This window comes from Kaistia defluvii, assembly GCF_040548815.1.
GTDB classification, from domain to species: Bacteria; Pseudomonadota; Alphaproteobacteria; order Rhizobiales; family Kaistiaceae; genus Kaistia; species Kaistia defluvii_A.
This window is the reverse complement of sequence record NZ_JBEPSM010000002.1, coordinates 40,260-54,114: the sequence shown is the minus strand read 5'-3', so window position 1 is coordinate 54,114 and position 13,855 is coordinate 40,260. Positions and strand designations below refer to the sequence as shown.

Below are 13,855 nucleotides of genomic sequence, written 5' to 3'. Positions count from 1 at the left end.
CTTCAAGCAGACCCTCTACCTGAGAGCAAAGAGCCCAAGATCTTTGCTTGACCAAGAGCGGACGGGGCTACCCTCCCGGCCCCGTCCGCTCTCTTTTCCATTGGAGCGTCCATGTCCGCAGTATCCATCGCCACGCCGCCGCGGGCGCGACGGCGCTTGCCCGATTACACCCCGTGGCTGCTGATCAGCCCGTCCATTCTACTGCTGGTGGCGCTGATCGCCTTCCCGCTGCTGTTCGCGCTCAAGAACAGCTTCTATTTCTGGAACCTGCAGATGGGCCCCTCGCCGATGGGCTTCATCGGCTTCGACAATTACAAGATGGCGTTGTCGAACGGCATGTTCCTCGACTCGCTGAAGACGACGCTGATGATGACCGTCGTCGGCACGGCGGTGGAATTCACGCTCGGTCTCGCCATCGCGCTCCTGCTCCTGCGCAAGCTGCGCGGCATCAAGCTCACTCGCGTGCTGCTGATCATGCCGACGACCATCGCGCCGATCGTCGTCGGCTTCCTGTTCCGCTACATGTACGACCCCAATGGCGGTCTGATCCCCTGGCTGCTCACCTCGGCCGGCATCCCCCTGCCCGCCGCCGGCCTGCTAGGCTCGCCTTCGACCGCGCTCTGGGCGGTGCTGTTTGCCGATATCTGGCAGTGGACGCCGTTCTTCGCCATCGTGCTCTACGCCGCCCTGCTCGCCGTGCCCGGCGAGATCGTCGAGGCGGCGAAGATCGATGGCATCACGCCCTGGAAGCAACTGCTGCACATCAAGCTTCCGCTGATCCGCAAGACCGCGATGATCGTGGTGATGCTGCGCTTCATGCAGATCTTCAATACGTTCGACCTGGTCGTGGTGCTCACCAAGGGCGGGCCGGGAACGTCGAGCCGGACGCTTGGCTACAGCCTCTATCAAGCCGGCATGGTCGATTTCAACATCGGCCTCTCCAGCGCCATGACGTGGATGATGGTCATCGTCGTCAACGCGATCATCGGCCTCTTCGTCTTCTTCGCGTTCAAGGATTGGGATTGATATGGAAGGCTCGGAAAGCGTCGCCGGCCGGCTGCTCGGCTATGCAGCCATGGGGCTGCTGCTGCTGATCTTCATCGGCCCGATCCTGTGGTTCGTGCTGCTCGCCATCCGGCCGGCGGAAACCTATTTCGCCATGCCGCCGGTGCTGTCGTTCACGCCCAACTGGGAATCGATCCGGTACACCTTCTTCAACCCCGGCAACAACGCGCCGCAGCTGATGAACAGCCTGATCGTCGCCGTGGGCGCGGTCGCGCTGAACCTGCCGTTCTCGTTTCCGGCCGCCTATGCGCTGTCGCGCTACAAGATCCGCGGCCGCAAGCACATCATGCTTTGGTATCTCGGCCTGCTGATGGCGCCGCCCGTCGCCTTCCTGATCCCCTACTCGATCCTGGCGAGCCTCGCGGGCGTCAAGGGCACCTATTTCTCGATGATCCTGATCTCGCAGACCCTGACCATCCCGTTCTCGGTCTGGCTGATGCGGAGTTTCATCGATGAGGTGCCGATCGAGATCGAGGAGGCCGCGCGCATCGACGGCGCCGGCACGACGACGATCCTGCTCAAGTTCATCCTGCCGATGGTGATGCCGGGCCTGATCGTCACCTCGATGTTCGCCTTCGTGTTCTCGTGGAACAACGCGGCCTTCCCGCTGGTGCTCGCCAACCGCAGCACGACGACGCTGCCGGTCGGCACGCTGCAATATTTTGGCACCGCCGGCGTCACCTGGGGCTTCATCGCCTCGGCGGCCGTCGCTGCGATGATCCCACCCATGCTGATCTTCCTCGTGCTCGACCGCTATGTCGTCCGAGGCCTGACCTTTGGTTCCGTGAAAGGATGAAACGGAAATGACGTCATCGCGCAAAGTCCGCTTCGGCGTAGTGGGAGCGGGCCTCTGGGGCTCGTTCCATTGCAAGACGCTCAGCGCCATCGAGGGCGCGGAGCTCGCTGCCGTCTGCGATCTCGATCCCGCCCGCGTCGCCGACATGCAGAAGCAGTTCGGCGCGGCCAAGACCTATACGGATTACCGCCAGCTGCTGGCCGATCCCGATATCGACGCCGTCACCGTGGCGACGCCCGATTTCGCCCATGGCGACATTGTCCTGGCCGCCATCCAGGCCGGCAAGCATGTGATGAGCGAGAAGCCGCTGGCGACCACGCTGGCCGAGGTCGAGGCGATCGCCGCCGCGGCCGACAAGGCCGGCGTCAAGGTGATGGTCGACTTCCACAACCGGGTGAACCCGGCCATCGTGGCCGCCCGCGAGGCCATCGCTGCCGGCGAGATCGGTATGCCGCTGCACGCCTCCGCCAAGCTGTCGAACACCGTATTCGTGCCCTATGACCTGCTGTCCTGGGCCGGCCGCTCCTCGGCACTCTGGTTCCTGGGCAGCCATTCGCTCGACGCGCTGCGCTTCATCATGGGCGCCGAGGTCAAGCGCGTGCAGGCGATGGTCCGGCGCGGCTATCTTGCGTCGAATGGCGTCAACACCGCCGACGTGCATCTCTCGATCCTCGAATTCGACAATGGCGCCATCGCCCAGATGGAAAACAGCTGGGTGCTGCCGCGCGACATGCCCGGCGTCGTCGATTTCCGGATGGAATTCATCGGCGAGAAGGGTGCGATCCAGACCGACACGGCGCAGAACAGCGCCTTCAGCAAATATACCGGCTCCGGCCGGCGCGCGCATGACCTGCTCGGCGTGACGCCGGCGGCAGGTGGACGCATCGGCGGCTTCGTCATGGAGGCGATCGCCCGCTTCATCGATTCGGTCGCGGATGACGCGCCGCTGCTCGCCGACGCGCAGGACGGCCTGCGCGTGACGCGCGTGCTGACGGCGATCGAAGAGGCTGCAGCGACGGGCAAGATCATTACGCTTGCCGACGGCGTCTAGGCGCGACGAACACAAAAAAGGCAGCGCGGATCCCTCCGCGCTGCCTTTTGATTCCGGTTTGGGCTCAGCGCCCCTTCGGCTTTGGCTTGGACTCGGAAGCGATGCTCTTGCGCAGCGCATCCATGATGCTGACCACATTGCCGTGGCTTGCTGGCGCTTCCTTGCGGGCCGGGGGCTTCTTGCCCTTCTTCTTCGCCGCGATGATATCCAGCAGCCGATCCTGCACGGGATCGCTGACCATCACCGGCGACCAGGGCTTGGTGCGCTCCTTGATCAGCGTCTGCATCATTTCCATCAGCTTCGGGTCCGCCTTGGCATCGCCGATCGCCTCGAAATAATCGTCCTCCTGGCGGATTTCGTCGCCGTAATGGAGGGTCCAGAGCTCGATGCCATTGTCGCGTGGTTTCAGCATCACGGCCCGCTCGCGCCGATAGAGCACCAGCCGGGAAATGCCGACCGTGCCCGTCGCCGCCATCGCGTCGCGAATGACCGAGAAGGCCTCCTCGCCGACCGGATCGTCGGGCACGAGGTAATGCGGCTTGTCGTACCAGATCCAGCCGATGTCATCGGCCGGCACGAACATCTCGATATCGATCGTCCGCGTGCTTTCCAGTGCGACGGAATCGATCTCGTCGTCCTCCAGCATCAAGTACTCGTGCTCGCCGCGCTGGTAGCCCTTGACCTGCTCGTCATCCTCGACGAGGTCGCCGGTTTCCGTGTCGACATACTGGCTGACGACGCGGTTGCCGGTGGCGCGGTTCAGCGTGTGGAACCGGACCTTCTCATTGTCCGTGGTAGCCGGGATCATCGCCACCGGGCAGGTGACAAGCGAGAGCTTCAAATAGCCTTTCCAGAACGAACGCGGCGCCATGATGCTCTCCGACCTCGGCGGCTACTGGATCATGAAATAGACGGCGAGGAAGCCGAGCACCACCGCCGCGATGCCGGCCACCAGCATGTAGCGCAGTCGATGCGGCGCAACGGCCTGCCGGGCTTCGGTGGTGGTCGCGTGTTCTTCGGTAGACTGTCCTACTCGCCGGTCCATGATTGCCTCTTTCTGTCGTGGGGAATTGGGACCGATAACCGTGCGCTCAACCATGCGCCCGATGCTCCGCATTGCGCTTTCGGGTGGCTGCGGCCTTCCTGGCAGCGGCCGATCGATCGGCTGCTGGACGGGCTGCCGAAGCGGCCCCGCCTTTTTCGCCGCCCTTATGCGCGGCGGGATGGCCGGTGTCGGCCCCGCGGCCGGAGCCGGATTTCTTGCCGCCGCCATCGTCCTTGTTGACGGTGGCCCAGGCGCGGCGCTCCGCTTCCTTCTCGGGAACGCCGCGCTCTTCATAGCCTTCGGCGATATGATCGGCCTTGCGTTCCTGCTTGTCGGTGTATTTCGATTTGTCGCCCCGGGGCATGACGCACCTCCGTTTGCTTCAACCGGGGGTCAACGCAGCGGCGCAGCGGGGGTTCCGGCCAGGGCCGCCTGCGGTCAGGCCGCCTCGTCGCACAACGCGGCATAGACCTGCTCGGTCAGCACCGCCTGGCGGATCGACTTGACCACCTTGGGCGAGCGCAGCTTGCGCGCCATGGAGGCCAGCACGTTCAGATAGGTCGTGGAGCTCTGGCCCGGCATCAACAGCAGGCAGACGATGTCGACCGGGATATCGTCGATCGACTCGAAATCGATCGGCTTCTTCAACCGGATCACCATGCCGAACGGCGTCTCGAGGCCGGGAACCGGCGCATGCGGAATGGCGATGCCCTCGCCGACGCCGGTGGAGCCCAGCTTCTCGCGATTGTGGATCGCCTGAAAGATGTCGTCCGCCGGCAGGTCCAGCGCCAGCGCGGCCTGGTCGGACAGGCTGCGCAGCAGCTTCGTCTTGGACGGGGCCGGAAGGTCAATCATCACGCTTTCGGGCTTGATGAATTGGGAAAGGATCATCGTCTCACTCGCATCGGCGCCAAAGGGCGCTTCGGATCACGGCACGGCCTGTGCCAGTTCGGTTCATTCGACGTCGCGCAACCGGTAACCGACACCCGTTTCGGTGGTGATATATTCGGGCTGGTCCGGCTGACGTTCGATCTTCTGGCGGAGCTGGCGCACATAGACGCGCAGGTATTGCACATCTGTCGACCCACCCCAAACCTGGTTCAGGAGATATTGGTGGGTCAGCACCTTGCCGGCGTGCTGAACGAGCACGCGCAGGATGTCGTATTCCTTCGGCGACAGCTTGATCTCCCGGTCTGCGACCTTGACGATCCGCTTGACGAGATCGACAGAAAGCTCGCCCGTCTGGAAGATCGGCTTCTCGCCCTGCTGCTGCAACTTGTGGCGGAGGGCAACGCGAATGCGCGCAACCAGTTCCTTCATGCCGAAGGGCTTGGTCATGTAGTCATCGGCGCCGAGCTCCAGCGCGCGCACGATACCGGCCTCGTCGGTGCGGCTCGATAGCACGACGATCGGGAGATCCGGCAGCTCCGTCCGCCAGCGGCCGATCAGCTCATGCCCAGGCATGTCCGGCAGGCCGAGATCGAGCAGGATCAGGTCCGGCTTTTCGGCCGCGACATGCTCGATCGCGGTGCGGGCATTGGTCGCCTCGTCGATGGCAAAGCCCTCGGATGTGAGCCCGACCCGAAGCAGGCGGCGGATCGGCGGTTCGTCGTCGACGATCAGGATTCGTACCATCGGACTGGTCATGGCAGCTCTTCCAGCGTGGCGGCGTCGGCCGGGACCGGCATCTTGATGGTGAAGACCGCGCCCGAGCGGTCGGTACGGTTGCTGGCCTCTATCGTTCCGCCCATCGCCTCGACGAAGCCACGGCAGATCGAAAGCCCCAGCCCCGTTCCGGCCAGCACATGGTCGGTCTTGCGCACCCGATAGAAGGTATCGAAGACGCGTTCAAGGTCGGCGGGCGGGATGCCCGGCCCCTCGTCCATCACCTGAAGAAGCACGGAGCCGCCATCGGCCCAGCCCTGGATCCGTACCGTCGAGGCCACCGGCGCGTATTTGGCGGCATTGTCGAGCAGGTTGAACAGCACCTGCTCGAACAGAACGGGATCGAGCCGCACCATCGGCAGGTCCGAGGGAATCTCGACCTCGACGACGTGATGCGACAGGATCTTGGCCGCCCGGCGCAGCGCGGTGCCGACGACGTCGCCGACATATTGCGCCGAGGCATTCGGCGCCATCGCGCCGGATTCGATCCGCGTCATATCAAGCAGATTGGCGATGAAACGATGCAGCCGCTCGGACTCGTCGATGACGGTCGAAAGCAGCTCGACCCGGTCGGCCTCGGGAATGGTGTCGGGATAGTCGCGCAGCGCCTCGGCCGCGCCCATGATGGCGGCGAGCGGCGTCTTCAAGTCGTGCGAAATCGAGGTCAGCAGCGCGGAGCGCAGCCGGTCCGCCTCGGCCGCGAGCCGAGCGCGATCGACATCGGCGACCAGTTCAATCCGCTCGATAGCGAGCGCCGCCTGGTCGGCGAGCGAGTCGAACAGCCGCTGTTCTTCCGGCGTCAGCAAGGGCCCCTGCCCGTCATCGTCGAGCCCGACGACGCCGACCGCCGTTCGGCCGGTGCGCAGCGGCAGATAGAGCCGCCGGGCCCCGGGCAGCGTATCGGCGCCCCGCCCGGCCGGGCGATCGTGCTCCCAGGCCCAGCGCGCGGCGGCGATGTCGGCGTCGACCAGCGTGTCATCCGGCGGATAGCCGGCGCGCACGGCAATCGTGCCGCTCTCCGGCAGCAGCACGACAACGCGCACCTTCAGCATCGAGGCGATCTGGTAGACCGTCGCCCACAGCACGTCTTCGAGCGTGCCGGCGCCGGCCAGCTTCTTGCTGAAGAGATAGAGCCCTTCGGTGGTGCGGGCCCGCTGGCGCGCCGCTGCCGCCTGGCGCTGCACGCGGGCGGTCAGGTTGCTGGCGATAACAGCGACGCCGAGGAAGAAGACGAAGGCGATCACGCTCTCCGGATCGCCGATGTTGAGCGTGTAGAGCGGCGGCAGGAAGAAGAAGTTGAAGGCGAGCGCGGCGACGGCCGAGGTGAACAGCGCCGGCCAGAGCCCCGCCGTCACCGCCGAGGTCAGCACCGCCATCAGGAACACCAGCGCCAGGTTGCGCACGTCGAGCACATGCAGCAGCAACATGGCGAAGCCCAGCCCAATGCCGACATAGCCGACGCCGAGCACATAGGGGCGCAGGCGGAACCGGGACGGCGCAGCCAGCGCCACGCCCCGGGCCGGTGGCGCTTCGCGATCGTCGCCGGAGATGACGTGAACGCTGATGTCGCCGGCGAGCCGGATCAGCTCATGCGACACCGAGCCTTCGATCGCCTCGCGCCAGCGCGACTTGTCGGGCTTGCCGACGATGATGTGCGTGACATTGTTCGCCAGGGCGTGGCGGACGATGTCCCGGGCGACGTCCTGGCCCGGCAGCGTGATCGCCTCGCCGCCCAGTTGCTCGGCCAGCCGCAGCGTCGCGGCGATGCGGTCCTTGTCGGCTTCCGACAGGCCGGCGGAGCGCGCCGTCTCGATATAGATCGCCGCCCAGGGCGCCCGCAGCCGGTCCGCCTGGCGGCGTGCATAGCGCACCAGTGAGACGCCGCGCGGCTGCTCGTCGATGCAGACCAGCACGCGATCGCCCGCCGCCCAGGGGCCGGAGATGGCGTGCGCCTGCATGTGGCTGACGAGTTGCTCGTCGACCCGCTGCGCCGTGCGGCGAAGCGCCAGTTCGCGCAGCGCCGTCAGATTGCCGGGCGAAAAATAGTTCTCGATCGCCCGCTTCGCCGTGCCGGCGAAATAGACCTTGCCCTCATGCAGGCGCTTGATCAGGTCGTCGGGGGTGAGGTCGATGACCTCGACGTCGTCGGCGCGGTCGATGATCGAATCCGGCACCGTCTCGCGCACCCGGATCCGGGTGATCTGGGCGACGACGTCGTTCAGGCTCTCGACATGCTGGATGTTGAGCGTGGTGTAGACGTCGATGCCGCGCGCCAGAATCTCCTCGACGTCGAGATAGCGCTTGGGGTGGCGGCTGCCCTCGGCATTGGTGTGGGCGAGCTCGTCGACCAGTACCAGCGCCGGCCGGCGCGCCAGGATGGCGTCGAGGTCCATCTCTTCGAGCACGCGGCCGCGATAATCGACCGTCTTTCGCGGAACGACCTCGAAGCCCTCGACCAGCGCCTCCGTCTCGGCCCGGCCATGCGTCTCGACCACGCCGATGACGACATCGACGCCGTCCGCCTTGCGGGCCCGGCCGGACATCAGCATCTCGTAGGTCTTGCCGACGCCGGGCGCGGCGCCGAGGAAAATCTTCAGCCGGCCGCGCGTCTCGCGCGTCGCCCGCTCCAGCAGCGCCTCCGGCGATGGCCGGTTCGGTGCGTCTCGACTGTCGTCAGGCATCCAATCTTGACCCATCTGTCCAAACGGCCGGAACCGGCGCCGGGGCGCTGGTACCGGCCCCTGCCTGTCATTGCGCGCCGGCTGCGTCCAGCGCAAGGTTCAAGGCGAGCACGTTGACGACCGGCTCGCCCAGGAAGCCGAGCTGCCGGTCCTCGACATGCGCCGTGACCAGCGCCTTCACGGTGACCTCGTCCAGCCCGCGCGCCTTGGCGACGCGGGGCACCTGGAACAGGGCGGCCTCCGGCGAGATATCGGGGTCGAGGCCGCTGCCCGAGGTGGTGACCAGGTCGATCGGCACGGCGGCGCCGGGGTTTTCCGCCTTCAGCTTTTCCGCGTCGGCCTGGATGCGCTCGATCAGCGCCGGATTGCTCGGGCCGAGATTAGATCCGCCGGAAGCCGCTGCGTCATAGCCCTTGCCGGCGGCCGAGGGGCGGCCGTGGAAGTAGCGGTCGGTGGTGAAACCCTGGCCGATGAGTTCGGAACCGACGACCTTGCCATCGCGCTCGATCAGGCTGCCATTGGCCTGGCGCGGGAACAGCGCCTGGGCGATGCCGGTCATCCCCAGCGGATAGATCAGGCCGGTGATCACGGTGAGCGCGACGATCATCAGGATCGCAGGGCGTAGCTGTTTCAACATGACAGATATCCTTCAGACGAGGCCGAGGGCCGTGATGGCCATGTCGATGGCCTTGATGCCGGCGAACGGCACAATGAGACCGCCGACGCCGTAGATCAGCAGGTTGCGCGACAGCAGGGCTCCGGCGCCGACGGCCCTGTATTTGACGCCGCGCAGCGAGAGCGGGATCAGCGCGACAATGATCAGCGCGTTGAAGATGATCGCCGACAGGATAGCGCTCTGCGGGGTGGAAAGACCCATGATGTTGAGCGCGCCCAATTGCGGGTAGAAGGCCAGGAACATCGCCGGGATGATAGCGAAATACTTGGCGACGTCGTTGGCGATCGAGAAGGTGGTGAGCGCGCCGCGCGTCATCAGCAACTGCTTGCCGATTTCGACGATCTCGATGAGCTTGGTCGGATCGCTGTCGAGATCGACCATGTTGCCGGCCTCGCGCGCCGCCACTGTGCCGGTATTCATCGCCACGCCGACATCGGATTGCGCCAGCGCCGGGGCGTCGTTGGTGCCGTCGCCGCACATCGCCACCAGCTTGCCCTTGGCCTGCTCCTCGCGGATCAGAGCGAGCTTCATCTCGGGCGTGGCCTGAGCCAGAAAGTCGTCGACGCCGGCCTCGGCCGCAATGGCCGCTGCCGTCATCGGGTTGTCGCCGGTGATCATCACCGTGCGGATGCCCATCCGGCGAAGCTCCGCGAAACGCTCCCGGATGCCGCCCTTGACGATGTCCTTGAGGTGGACGACGCCCAGCAGGCGGCCATCCTTGACCACGGCCAGCGGCGTGCCGCCGGTCTTGGCGATCTCGTCGGCGATGGTCTGGAGTTCGCGGATCGTGCTGGTGCTGGCGCGGTTACCACCGGTAGCCGCGCTCGCCTGGTCGACATGCTTCAGCACGGCGTCGACCGCGCCCTTGCGGATGGACGACCCGTCGAGATCGACGCCGCTCATCCGGGTCTGCGCCGTGAACGGCACGAAGGTCGCATGCAGGCTCTGCATGTCGCGGGCGCGGATGCCGTATTTCTCCTTGGCGAGCACGACGATCGAGCGGCCCTCTGGCGTCTCGTCGGCAAGCGAGGCGAGTTGCGCCGCGTCGGCCAGTTCCGGCTCGGTGACGCCGCGCACCGGGCGAAGCTCGGTCGCCTGGCGGTTGCCGAGGGTGATCGTGCCGGTCTTGTCGAGCAGCAGCGTATCGACGTCGCCGGCCGCCTCGACAGCGCGGCCCGACATGGCGAGCACGTTGAAGCGTACCAGCCGGTCCATGCCGGCGATGCCGATCGCCGAGAGCAACGCGCCGATCGTCGTTGGGATCAGGGTGACAAACAGCGCCACCAGCACGACGACCGGAATGTAGCCGCCGGCGTAGTTCGCAAAACTCGGGATGGTCACGACGGCGAGCACGAAGATCAGCGTCATGCCGGCGAGCAGGATGTTGAGCGCGATCTCGTTCGGCGTCTTCTGTCGTTCGGCGCCCTCGACCAGGGCGATCATGCGGTCGATGAAGGTCGAGCCGGCGGCCGCCGTGATGCGGACGCGGATCCAGTCGGACAGCACCTGCGTGCCGCCGGTGACGGCCGAGCGGTCGCCGCCGGATTCGCGGATCACCGGCGCGGATTCACCTGTGATCGCCGCCTCGTTGACCGAGGCGACGCCCTCGATGACCTCGCCATCGGACGGGATGATGTCGCCGGCTTCCACCAGCACGACGTCGCCGACCCGAAGGCTGGTGCCGGGCACCAGCTTGAAGGTGGCGGGGTCGTTGCCCGAAAGCAGCTTGGCCTGCGTCTCCGTGCGAGTACGACGGAGCGATTCCGCCTGCGCCTTGCCGCGCCCTTCGGCGACGGCCTCGGCGAAATTGGCGAACAACACGGTGAACCACAGCCAGATGACGATCTGCAGCGAGAAGCCGAGATTGGCGCCGCCGGTGGCGAGATCGCGCAGGAACAGCACCGTGGTCAGGGCCGAGACGACGGCCACGACGAACATCACGGGATTGCGCGCCAGGCTGCGCGGATCCAGCTTGCGGAACGCGCCGCCTATGGCGGGAACGAGGATGCGAGCGTCCATTATGCTCGCGGATTTGGACTGGCTCATCAGAGACTCCAGCATGAAGTTCCGGGACAGGCGGTTGGACCTTCAGGTCGCCGCGATCCACCGGATGAAAAGGTCAACGACCAGCGCGAGCACGAACATCGCCACGGTCAGCCCCAGGATCAGGGACGACGCGCGGGGCGCCCTCCGCTTCCCCCGCGCCAAACCGGCGCGAGGAGATTGGAGCGAGAGGGCGAGGTGCGGGCTGGCCAGCCAGGAACGGTAGCTCATGATGCTTCCTCACAGCCCCGGCGCCTGGATCATGGCGAGGTGTTCGACGATCGGGCCGAGCGCCAGCGCCGGGAAGAAGGTCAGGCCGCCGACGATCAGGATGACGCCGACCAGCAGGCCGACGAAGAGCGGCCCATGCGTCGGGAAGGTGCCAGCCGAAGCGGGGGCGACCTTCTTGGTCACGAGCGAACCGGCGATCGCCATGGCCGGGATGATGACCAGGAAGCGACCCATGAGCATCGCCATGCCGAGGGTGACGTTGTACCAGGGCGTGTTGCCCGACAGGCCGCCAAAGGCCGAGCCGTTATTGGCGGCTGCCGAGGTATAGGCATAGAGAACCTCGGAGAAGCCATGCGGGCCGGGATTGGCGATCGAGCCCAGGCCCGTCGGCAGGACGATCGCGATCGCCGTGAAGCCGAGCATGGTCAAGGGCAGGCAAAGCACGGCGAGCATCGCCATCTTGACCTCCTTGGCCTCGATCTTCTTGCCGAGATATTCCGGCGTGCGGCCGACCATCAGGCCGGCGACGAAGATGGCGATGACGATGAACAGCAGGATGCCGTAGAAGCCGGCGCCGACGCCGCCAACGATGATCTCGCCCAGCATCATGTTGATCATCGGGATCATGCCGCCCAGCGCCATGAAGCTGTCATGCATGGCGTTGACCGCGCCGCAGGAAGCGGCCGTCGTCACCACGGCGAACAGGGCAGAGAGCACGATGCCGAAGCGGGCCTCCTTGCCCTCCATGTTGCCGCCCTCGATGCCGAGCGCATGGACCAGCGGGTTGCCCGACGCTTCCGCCCAGTAGCAGACGACGACACCGGCCAGGAACAGCACGCCCATGGCGGCCAGGATCGCCCAGCCCTGCTTCTCGCTGCCGACCATGCGGCCGAACACGTTGGTCAGCGCCGCGCCGATGGCGAAGATCATCACCATGTGGATCAGGTTGACGAGCGCGGTCGGGTTCTCGAAGGGATGCGCGGCATTGGCGTTGAAGAAGCCGCCGCCATTGGTGCCGAGATGCTTGATCATCATCTGCGAGGCGACCGGCCCCTGCGCGATGGTCTGCTGCGCGCCTTCCAGCGTGGTCGCGACGGTATAGGCGTTGAGGTTCTGCGGCACGCCCTGCCAGACCAGCACCAGCGTGCCGATGACGCAGATCGGCAGCAGGATGTAGAGCGTGGCCCGGACGATATCGGCCCAGAAATTGCCGAGCGTTTTCGCCGACTTGCGCGAGAAGGCGCGGATCAGCGCGACGGCGATGGCGATGCCCGAGGCGGCCGAGACGAAGTTCTGGACGTTCAGCCCCGCCATCTGCACGAAATAGGACATCGTGCTTTCGCCGGCATAGTTCTGCCAGTTGGTGTTGGAGACGAAGCTCGCGGCGGTGTTGAAGGCGAGTTCCGGCGGCACGGCGCCCATGCCGGCTGGATTGTAGGGCAGCCCACCCTGCAGCCTTTGCATCGCATAGAGCAAAAGCAAGCCGGCTAAGTTGAACAGCAAGAATGCACCGGTGTAGGTCGTCCAGTGCTGCTCCTCGCGGTCGCTGGTGCCGGCAAGCCGGAAGAGCCCGCGCTCGAGCGGCCCGAAGACAAAGGAGAGGATTGTGCGCTCGCCGTTGAAGACGCGGGTCATGTAACCGCCGAGCGGCTTCACGAGCGCGAGGATGATCCCGCAGAAGAGCAGGATCTGTAACCAACCGTTGACGGTCATGGGACGTGCTTTCCGAGAATGGCGTCTCGAACGGGGATCGCGCTGGCGATCAGAACCGTTCCGGGCGCACCAGCGCGTAGGTGAGATAGACGAGCAGGAACACCGTCACGGCGCCGCCCAGAATGTAATCGACAAGCATGGTCGGCTCCGGCTCTACAATTTCTGGCAGAGTTTCACGTAAGCGAGGGATGCGGCGAAGAACAGGACGCCCATCCCGACGACGATGAAATCCATAATCATGACTCCTTGCAGTGTTCAGCCCATCCCCCTGCCAATTTCGAATATCGATGCCGTGCAACGACAGGCAAAGCCTGCGCATCCACGTTTGCCGGATCGCTCGGCTGGATCGAAGGACGACGGGAATATGGCCCCGAACCGCATAGGCGTTCGAGAGAGGCCGGGGAGCCAAGATATAAAGATCCCATAGGAATCCGGCCCCGCGGCACTGCCTGTCCGGTCGCATTGGCGTGCGTCGCCGCGGCGTCGCCGAACCTTGGCGAGTCGAGCCGGCGTTCAGCCGGTGAGGCAGAACATCAGCAGGGCCATGCCGCCGAAAAAGGCCATGACCGCGAGAAGGCGGAGGGCAAGGCCGAGTTCTTCTGGATGCTGGCGCGCCAGGGCTACCGCCCTGAAGCGTCCGGCGGCGCGATGGCCGGGACGCGGCGACGAAGCGTCCGAACCGCGCCAATCGTGGCTGGAGGGCAAGACGTCAAAGGGGCTGCGAAGCTGCATGATTCCAATCCTTGTCCGGTCGGCATGCCAACGCGCTTCGCGCCGAAGGCGGCCGGAGGATCCGGACGCGAAATCGGCGGCGCGTCGCTGCGACACAGAAAAGGTAGATCGAACCGCATAGGTTCTCGATCGGGCTGGCGCAGCAACTCTATAAAAA

The 13,855-nt window shown here is 65.6% G+C and carries 15 protein-coding genes; 3 read left to right on the top strand and 12 right to left on the bottom strand.

Annotated features, from left to right (window positions below):
* Window positions 1-111 precede the first annotated feature (111 nt).
* The 3 genes from ABIE08_RS13300 to ABIE08_RS13290 are packed head-to-tail and all read left to right on the top strand — an operon-like array spanning window position 112 to window position 2,912.
* Window positions 112-1,026 carry a carbohydrate ABC transporter permease gene (locus ABIE08_RS13300; RefSeq protein WP_354551759.1) on the top strand — a complete coding sequence of 305 codons (915 nt, stop codon included), beginning with the start codon at window positions 112-114 and terminating at the stop codon, window positions 1,024-1,026.
* 1 nt (window position 1,027) lies between these two features.
* Entirely contained in the window at window positions 1,028-1,861 is an 834-nt protein-coding gene (locus ABIE08_RS13295) for a carbohydrate ABC transporter permease (protein ID WP_266330648.1), read from the top strand.
* Window positions 1,862-1,868: 7 nt separating this feature from the next.
* Window positions 1,869-2,912 carry a Gfo/Idh/MocA family protein gene (locus ABIE08_RS13290; protein ID WP_354551757.1) on the top strand — a complete coding sequence of 348 codons (1,044 nt, stop codon included), beginning with the start codon at window positions 1,869-1,871 and terminating at the stop codon, window positions 2,910-2,912.
* 64 nt (window positions 2,913-2,976) lie between these two features.
* Here ABIE08_RS13290 and ABIE08_RS13285 read toward each other — a convergent pair whose 3' ends face one another.
* The 12 genes from ABIE08_RS13285 to ABIE08_RS13230 all read right to left on the bottom strand — a co-directional run bounded on the left by ABIE08_RS13285 (window position 2,977) and on the right by ABIE08_RS13230 (window position 13,698).
* Window positions 2,977-3,783: a Ku protein gene (locus tag ABIE08_RS13285; protein WP_354551756.1), complete on the bottom strand. Its 807-nt coding sequence runs from the start codon at window positions 3,781-3,783 to the stop codon at window positions 2,977-2,979.
* A gap of 21 nt (window positions 3,784-3,804) precedes the next feature.
* A complete protein-coding gene (locus tag ABIE08_RS13280; protein ID WP_354551755.1) occupies window positions 3,805-3,957 on the bottom strand; it encodes a hypothetical protein in 153 nt (50 codons plus the stop codon).
* Between the two features lie 46 nt (window positions 3,958-4,003).
* Window positions 4,004-4,321, bottom strand: coding sequence for a plasmid stabilization protein (locus tag ABIE08_RS13275; RefSeq protein ID WP_266330643.1), 318 nt, complete (start codon window positions 4,319-4,321; stop codon window positions 4,004-4,006).
* Between the two features lie 74 nt (window positions 4,322-4,395).
* Entirely contained in the window at window positions 4,396-4,848 is a 453-nt protein-coding gene (locus tag ABIE08_RS13270; protein WP_354551753.1) for a PTS sugar transporter subunit IIA, read from the bottom strand.
* A gap of 63 nt (window positions 4,849-4,911) precedes the next feature.
* On the bottom strand, window positions 4,912-5,604 hold the full coding sequence (locus ABIE08_RS13265; protein WP_354551752.1) for a response regulator transcription factor: 693 nt from the start codon (window positions 5,602-5,604) through the stop codon (window positions 4,912-4,914).
* The gene (locus ABIE08_RS13260) at window positions 5,601-8,303 is read right to left on the bottom strand and encodes a sensor histidine kinase KdpD (RefSeq protein ID WP_354551751.1); all 2,703 of its coding nucleotides are present in this window, start codon (window positions 8,301-8,303) and stop codon (window positions 5,601-5,603) included. The genes ABIE08_RS13265 and ABIE08_RS13260 overlap by 4 nt, the downstream gene beginning before the upstream one ends.
* Before the next feature lie 67 nt (window positions 8,304-8,370).
* On the bottom strand, window positions 8,371-8,940 hold the full coding sequence (kdpC, locus tag ABIE08_RS13255; RefSeq protein WP_354551750.1) for a potassium-transporting ATPase subunit KdpC: 570 nt from the start codon (window positions 8,938-8,940) through the stop codon (window positions 8,371-8,373).
* 12 nt (window positions 8,941-8,952) lie between these two features.
* Window positions 8,953-11,025, bottom strand: coding sequence for a potassium-transporting ATPase subunit KdpB (gene kdpB / locus ABIE08_RS13250; RefSeq protein WP_354551748.1), 2,073 nt, complete (start codon window positions 11,023-11,025; stop codon window positions 8,953-8,955).
* A 42-nt stretch (window positions 11,026-11,067) separates the two neighbouring features.
* Window positions 11,068-11,253 (bottom strand): hypothetical protein, encoded by a 186-nt coding sequence (locus tag ABIE08_RS13245; protein WP_354551747.1) that lies wholly within the window; start codon window positions 11,251-11,253, stop codon window positions 11,068-11,070.
* Window positions 11,254-11,262: 9 nt separating this feature from the next.
* A complete protein-coding gene (kdpA, locus tag ABIE08_RS13240) occupies window positions 11,263-12,966 on the bottom strand; it encodes a potassium-transporting ATPase subunit KdpA (RefSeq protein ID WP_354551746.1) in 1,704 nt (567 codons plus the stop codon).
* Between the two features lie 49 nt (window positions 12,967-13,015).
* Complete coding sequence (locus tag ABIE08_RS13235; protein ID WP_266330635.1) at window positions 13,016-13,105, bottom strand: K(+)-transporting ATPase subunit F; 90 nt, start codon at window positions 13,103-13,105, stop codon at window positions 13,016-13,018.
* Between the two features lie 374 nt (window positions 13,106-13,479).
* Window positions 13,480-13,698 carry a hypothetical protein gene (locus tag ABIE08_RS13230; RefSeq protein ID WP_354551744.1) on the bottom strand — a complete coding sequence of 73 codons (219 nt, stop codon included), beginning with the start codon at window positions 13,696-13,698 and terminating at the stop codon, window positions 13,480-13,482.
* Between the last annotated feature and the right edge of the window lie 157 nt (window positions 13,699-13,855).

Excerpts from the sequence above, each read along its gene's own strand:
- ABIE08_RS13275 (WP_266330643.1), bottom strand. The coding sequence starts at position 4,321 with ATGCCCCGGGGCGACAAATCGAAATACACCGACAAGCAGGAACGCAAG.
- ABIE08_RS13260 (WP_354551751.1), bottom strand. The coding sequence starts at position 8,303 with ATGCCTGACGACAGTCGAGACGCACCGAACCGGCCATCGCCGGAGGCG.
- kdpA (WP_354551746.1), bottom strand. The coding sequence starts at position 12,966 with ATGACCGTCAACGGTTGGTTACAGATCCTGCTCTTCTGCGGGATCATC.
- ABIE08_RS13265 (WP_354551752.1), bottom strand. The coding sequence starts at position 5,604 with ATGACCAGTCCGATGGTACGAATCCTGATCGTCGACGACGAACCGCCG.
- ABIE08_RS13270 (WP_354551753.1), bottom strand. The coding sequence starts at position 4,848 with ATGATCCTTTCCCAATTCATCAAGCCCGAAAGCGTGATGATTGACCTT.
- ABIE08_RS13280 (WP_354551755.1), bottom strand. The coding sequence starts at position 3,957 with ATGGACCGGCGAGTAGGACAGTCTACCGAAGAACACGCGACCACCACC.
- kdpB (WP_354551748.1), bottom strand. The coding sequence starts at position 11,025 with ATGAGCCAGTCCAAATCCGCGAGCATAATGGACGCTCGCATCCTCGTT.
- ABIE08_RS13230 (WP_354551744.1), bottom strand. The coding sequence starts at position 13,698 with ATGCAGCTTCGCAGCCCCTTTGACGTCTTGCCCTCCAGCCACGATTGG.
- ABIE08_RS13285 (WP_354551756.1), bottom strand. The coding sequence starts at position 3,783 with ATGGCGCCGCGTTCGTTCTGGAAAGGCTATTTGAAGCTCTCGCTTGTC.
- ABIE08_RS13235 (WP_266330635.1), bottom strand. The coding sequence starts at position 13,105 with ATGCTTGTCGATTACATTCTGGGCGGCGCCGTGACGGTGTTCCTGCTC.
- kdpC (WP_354551750.1), bottom strand. The coding sequence starts at position 8,940 with ATGTTGAAACAGCTACGCCCTGCGATCCTGATGATCGTCGCGCTCACC.
- ABIE08_RS13295 (WP_266330648.1), top strand. The coding sequence starts at position 1,028 with ATGGAAGGCTCGGAAAGCGTCGCCGGCCGGCTGCTCGGCTATGCAGCC.
- ABIE08_RS13300 (WP_354551759.1), top strand. The coding sequence starts at position 112 with ATGTCCGCAGTATCCATCGCCACGCCGCCGCGGGCGCGACGGCGCTTG.
- ABIE08_RS13290 (WP_354551757.1), top strand. The coding sequence starts at position 1,869 with ATGACGTCATCGCGCAAAGTCCGCTTCGGCGTAGTGGGAGCGGGCCTC.
- ABIE08_RS13245 (WP_354551747.1), bottom strand. The coding sequence starts at position 11,253 with ATGAGCTACCGTTCCTGGCTGGCCAGCCCGCACCTCGCCCTCTCGCTC.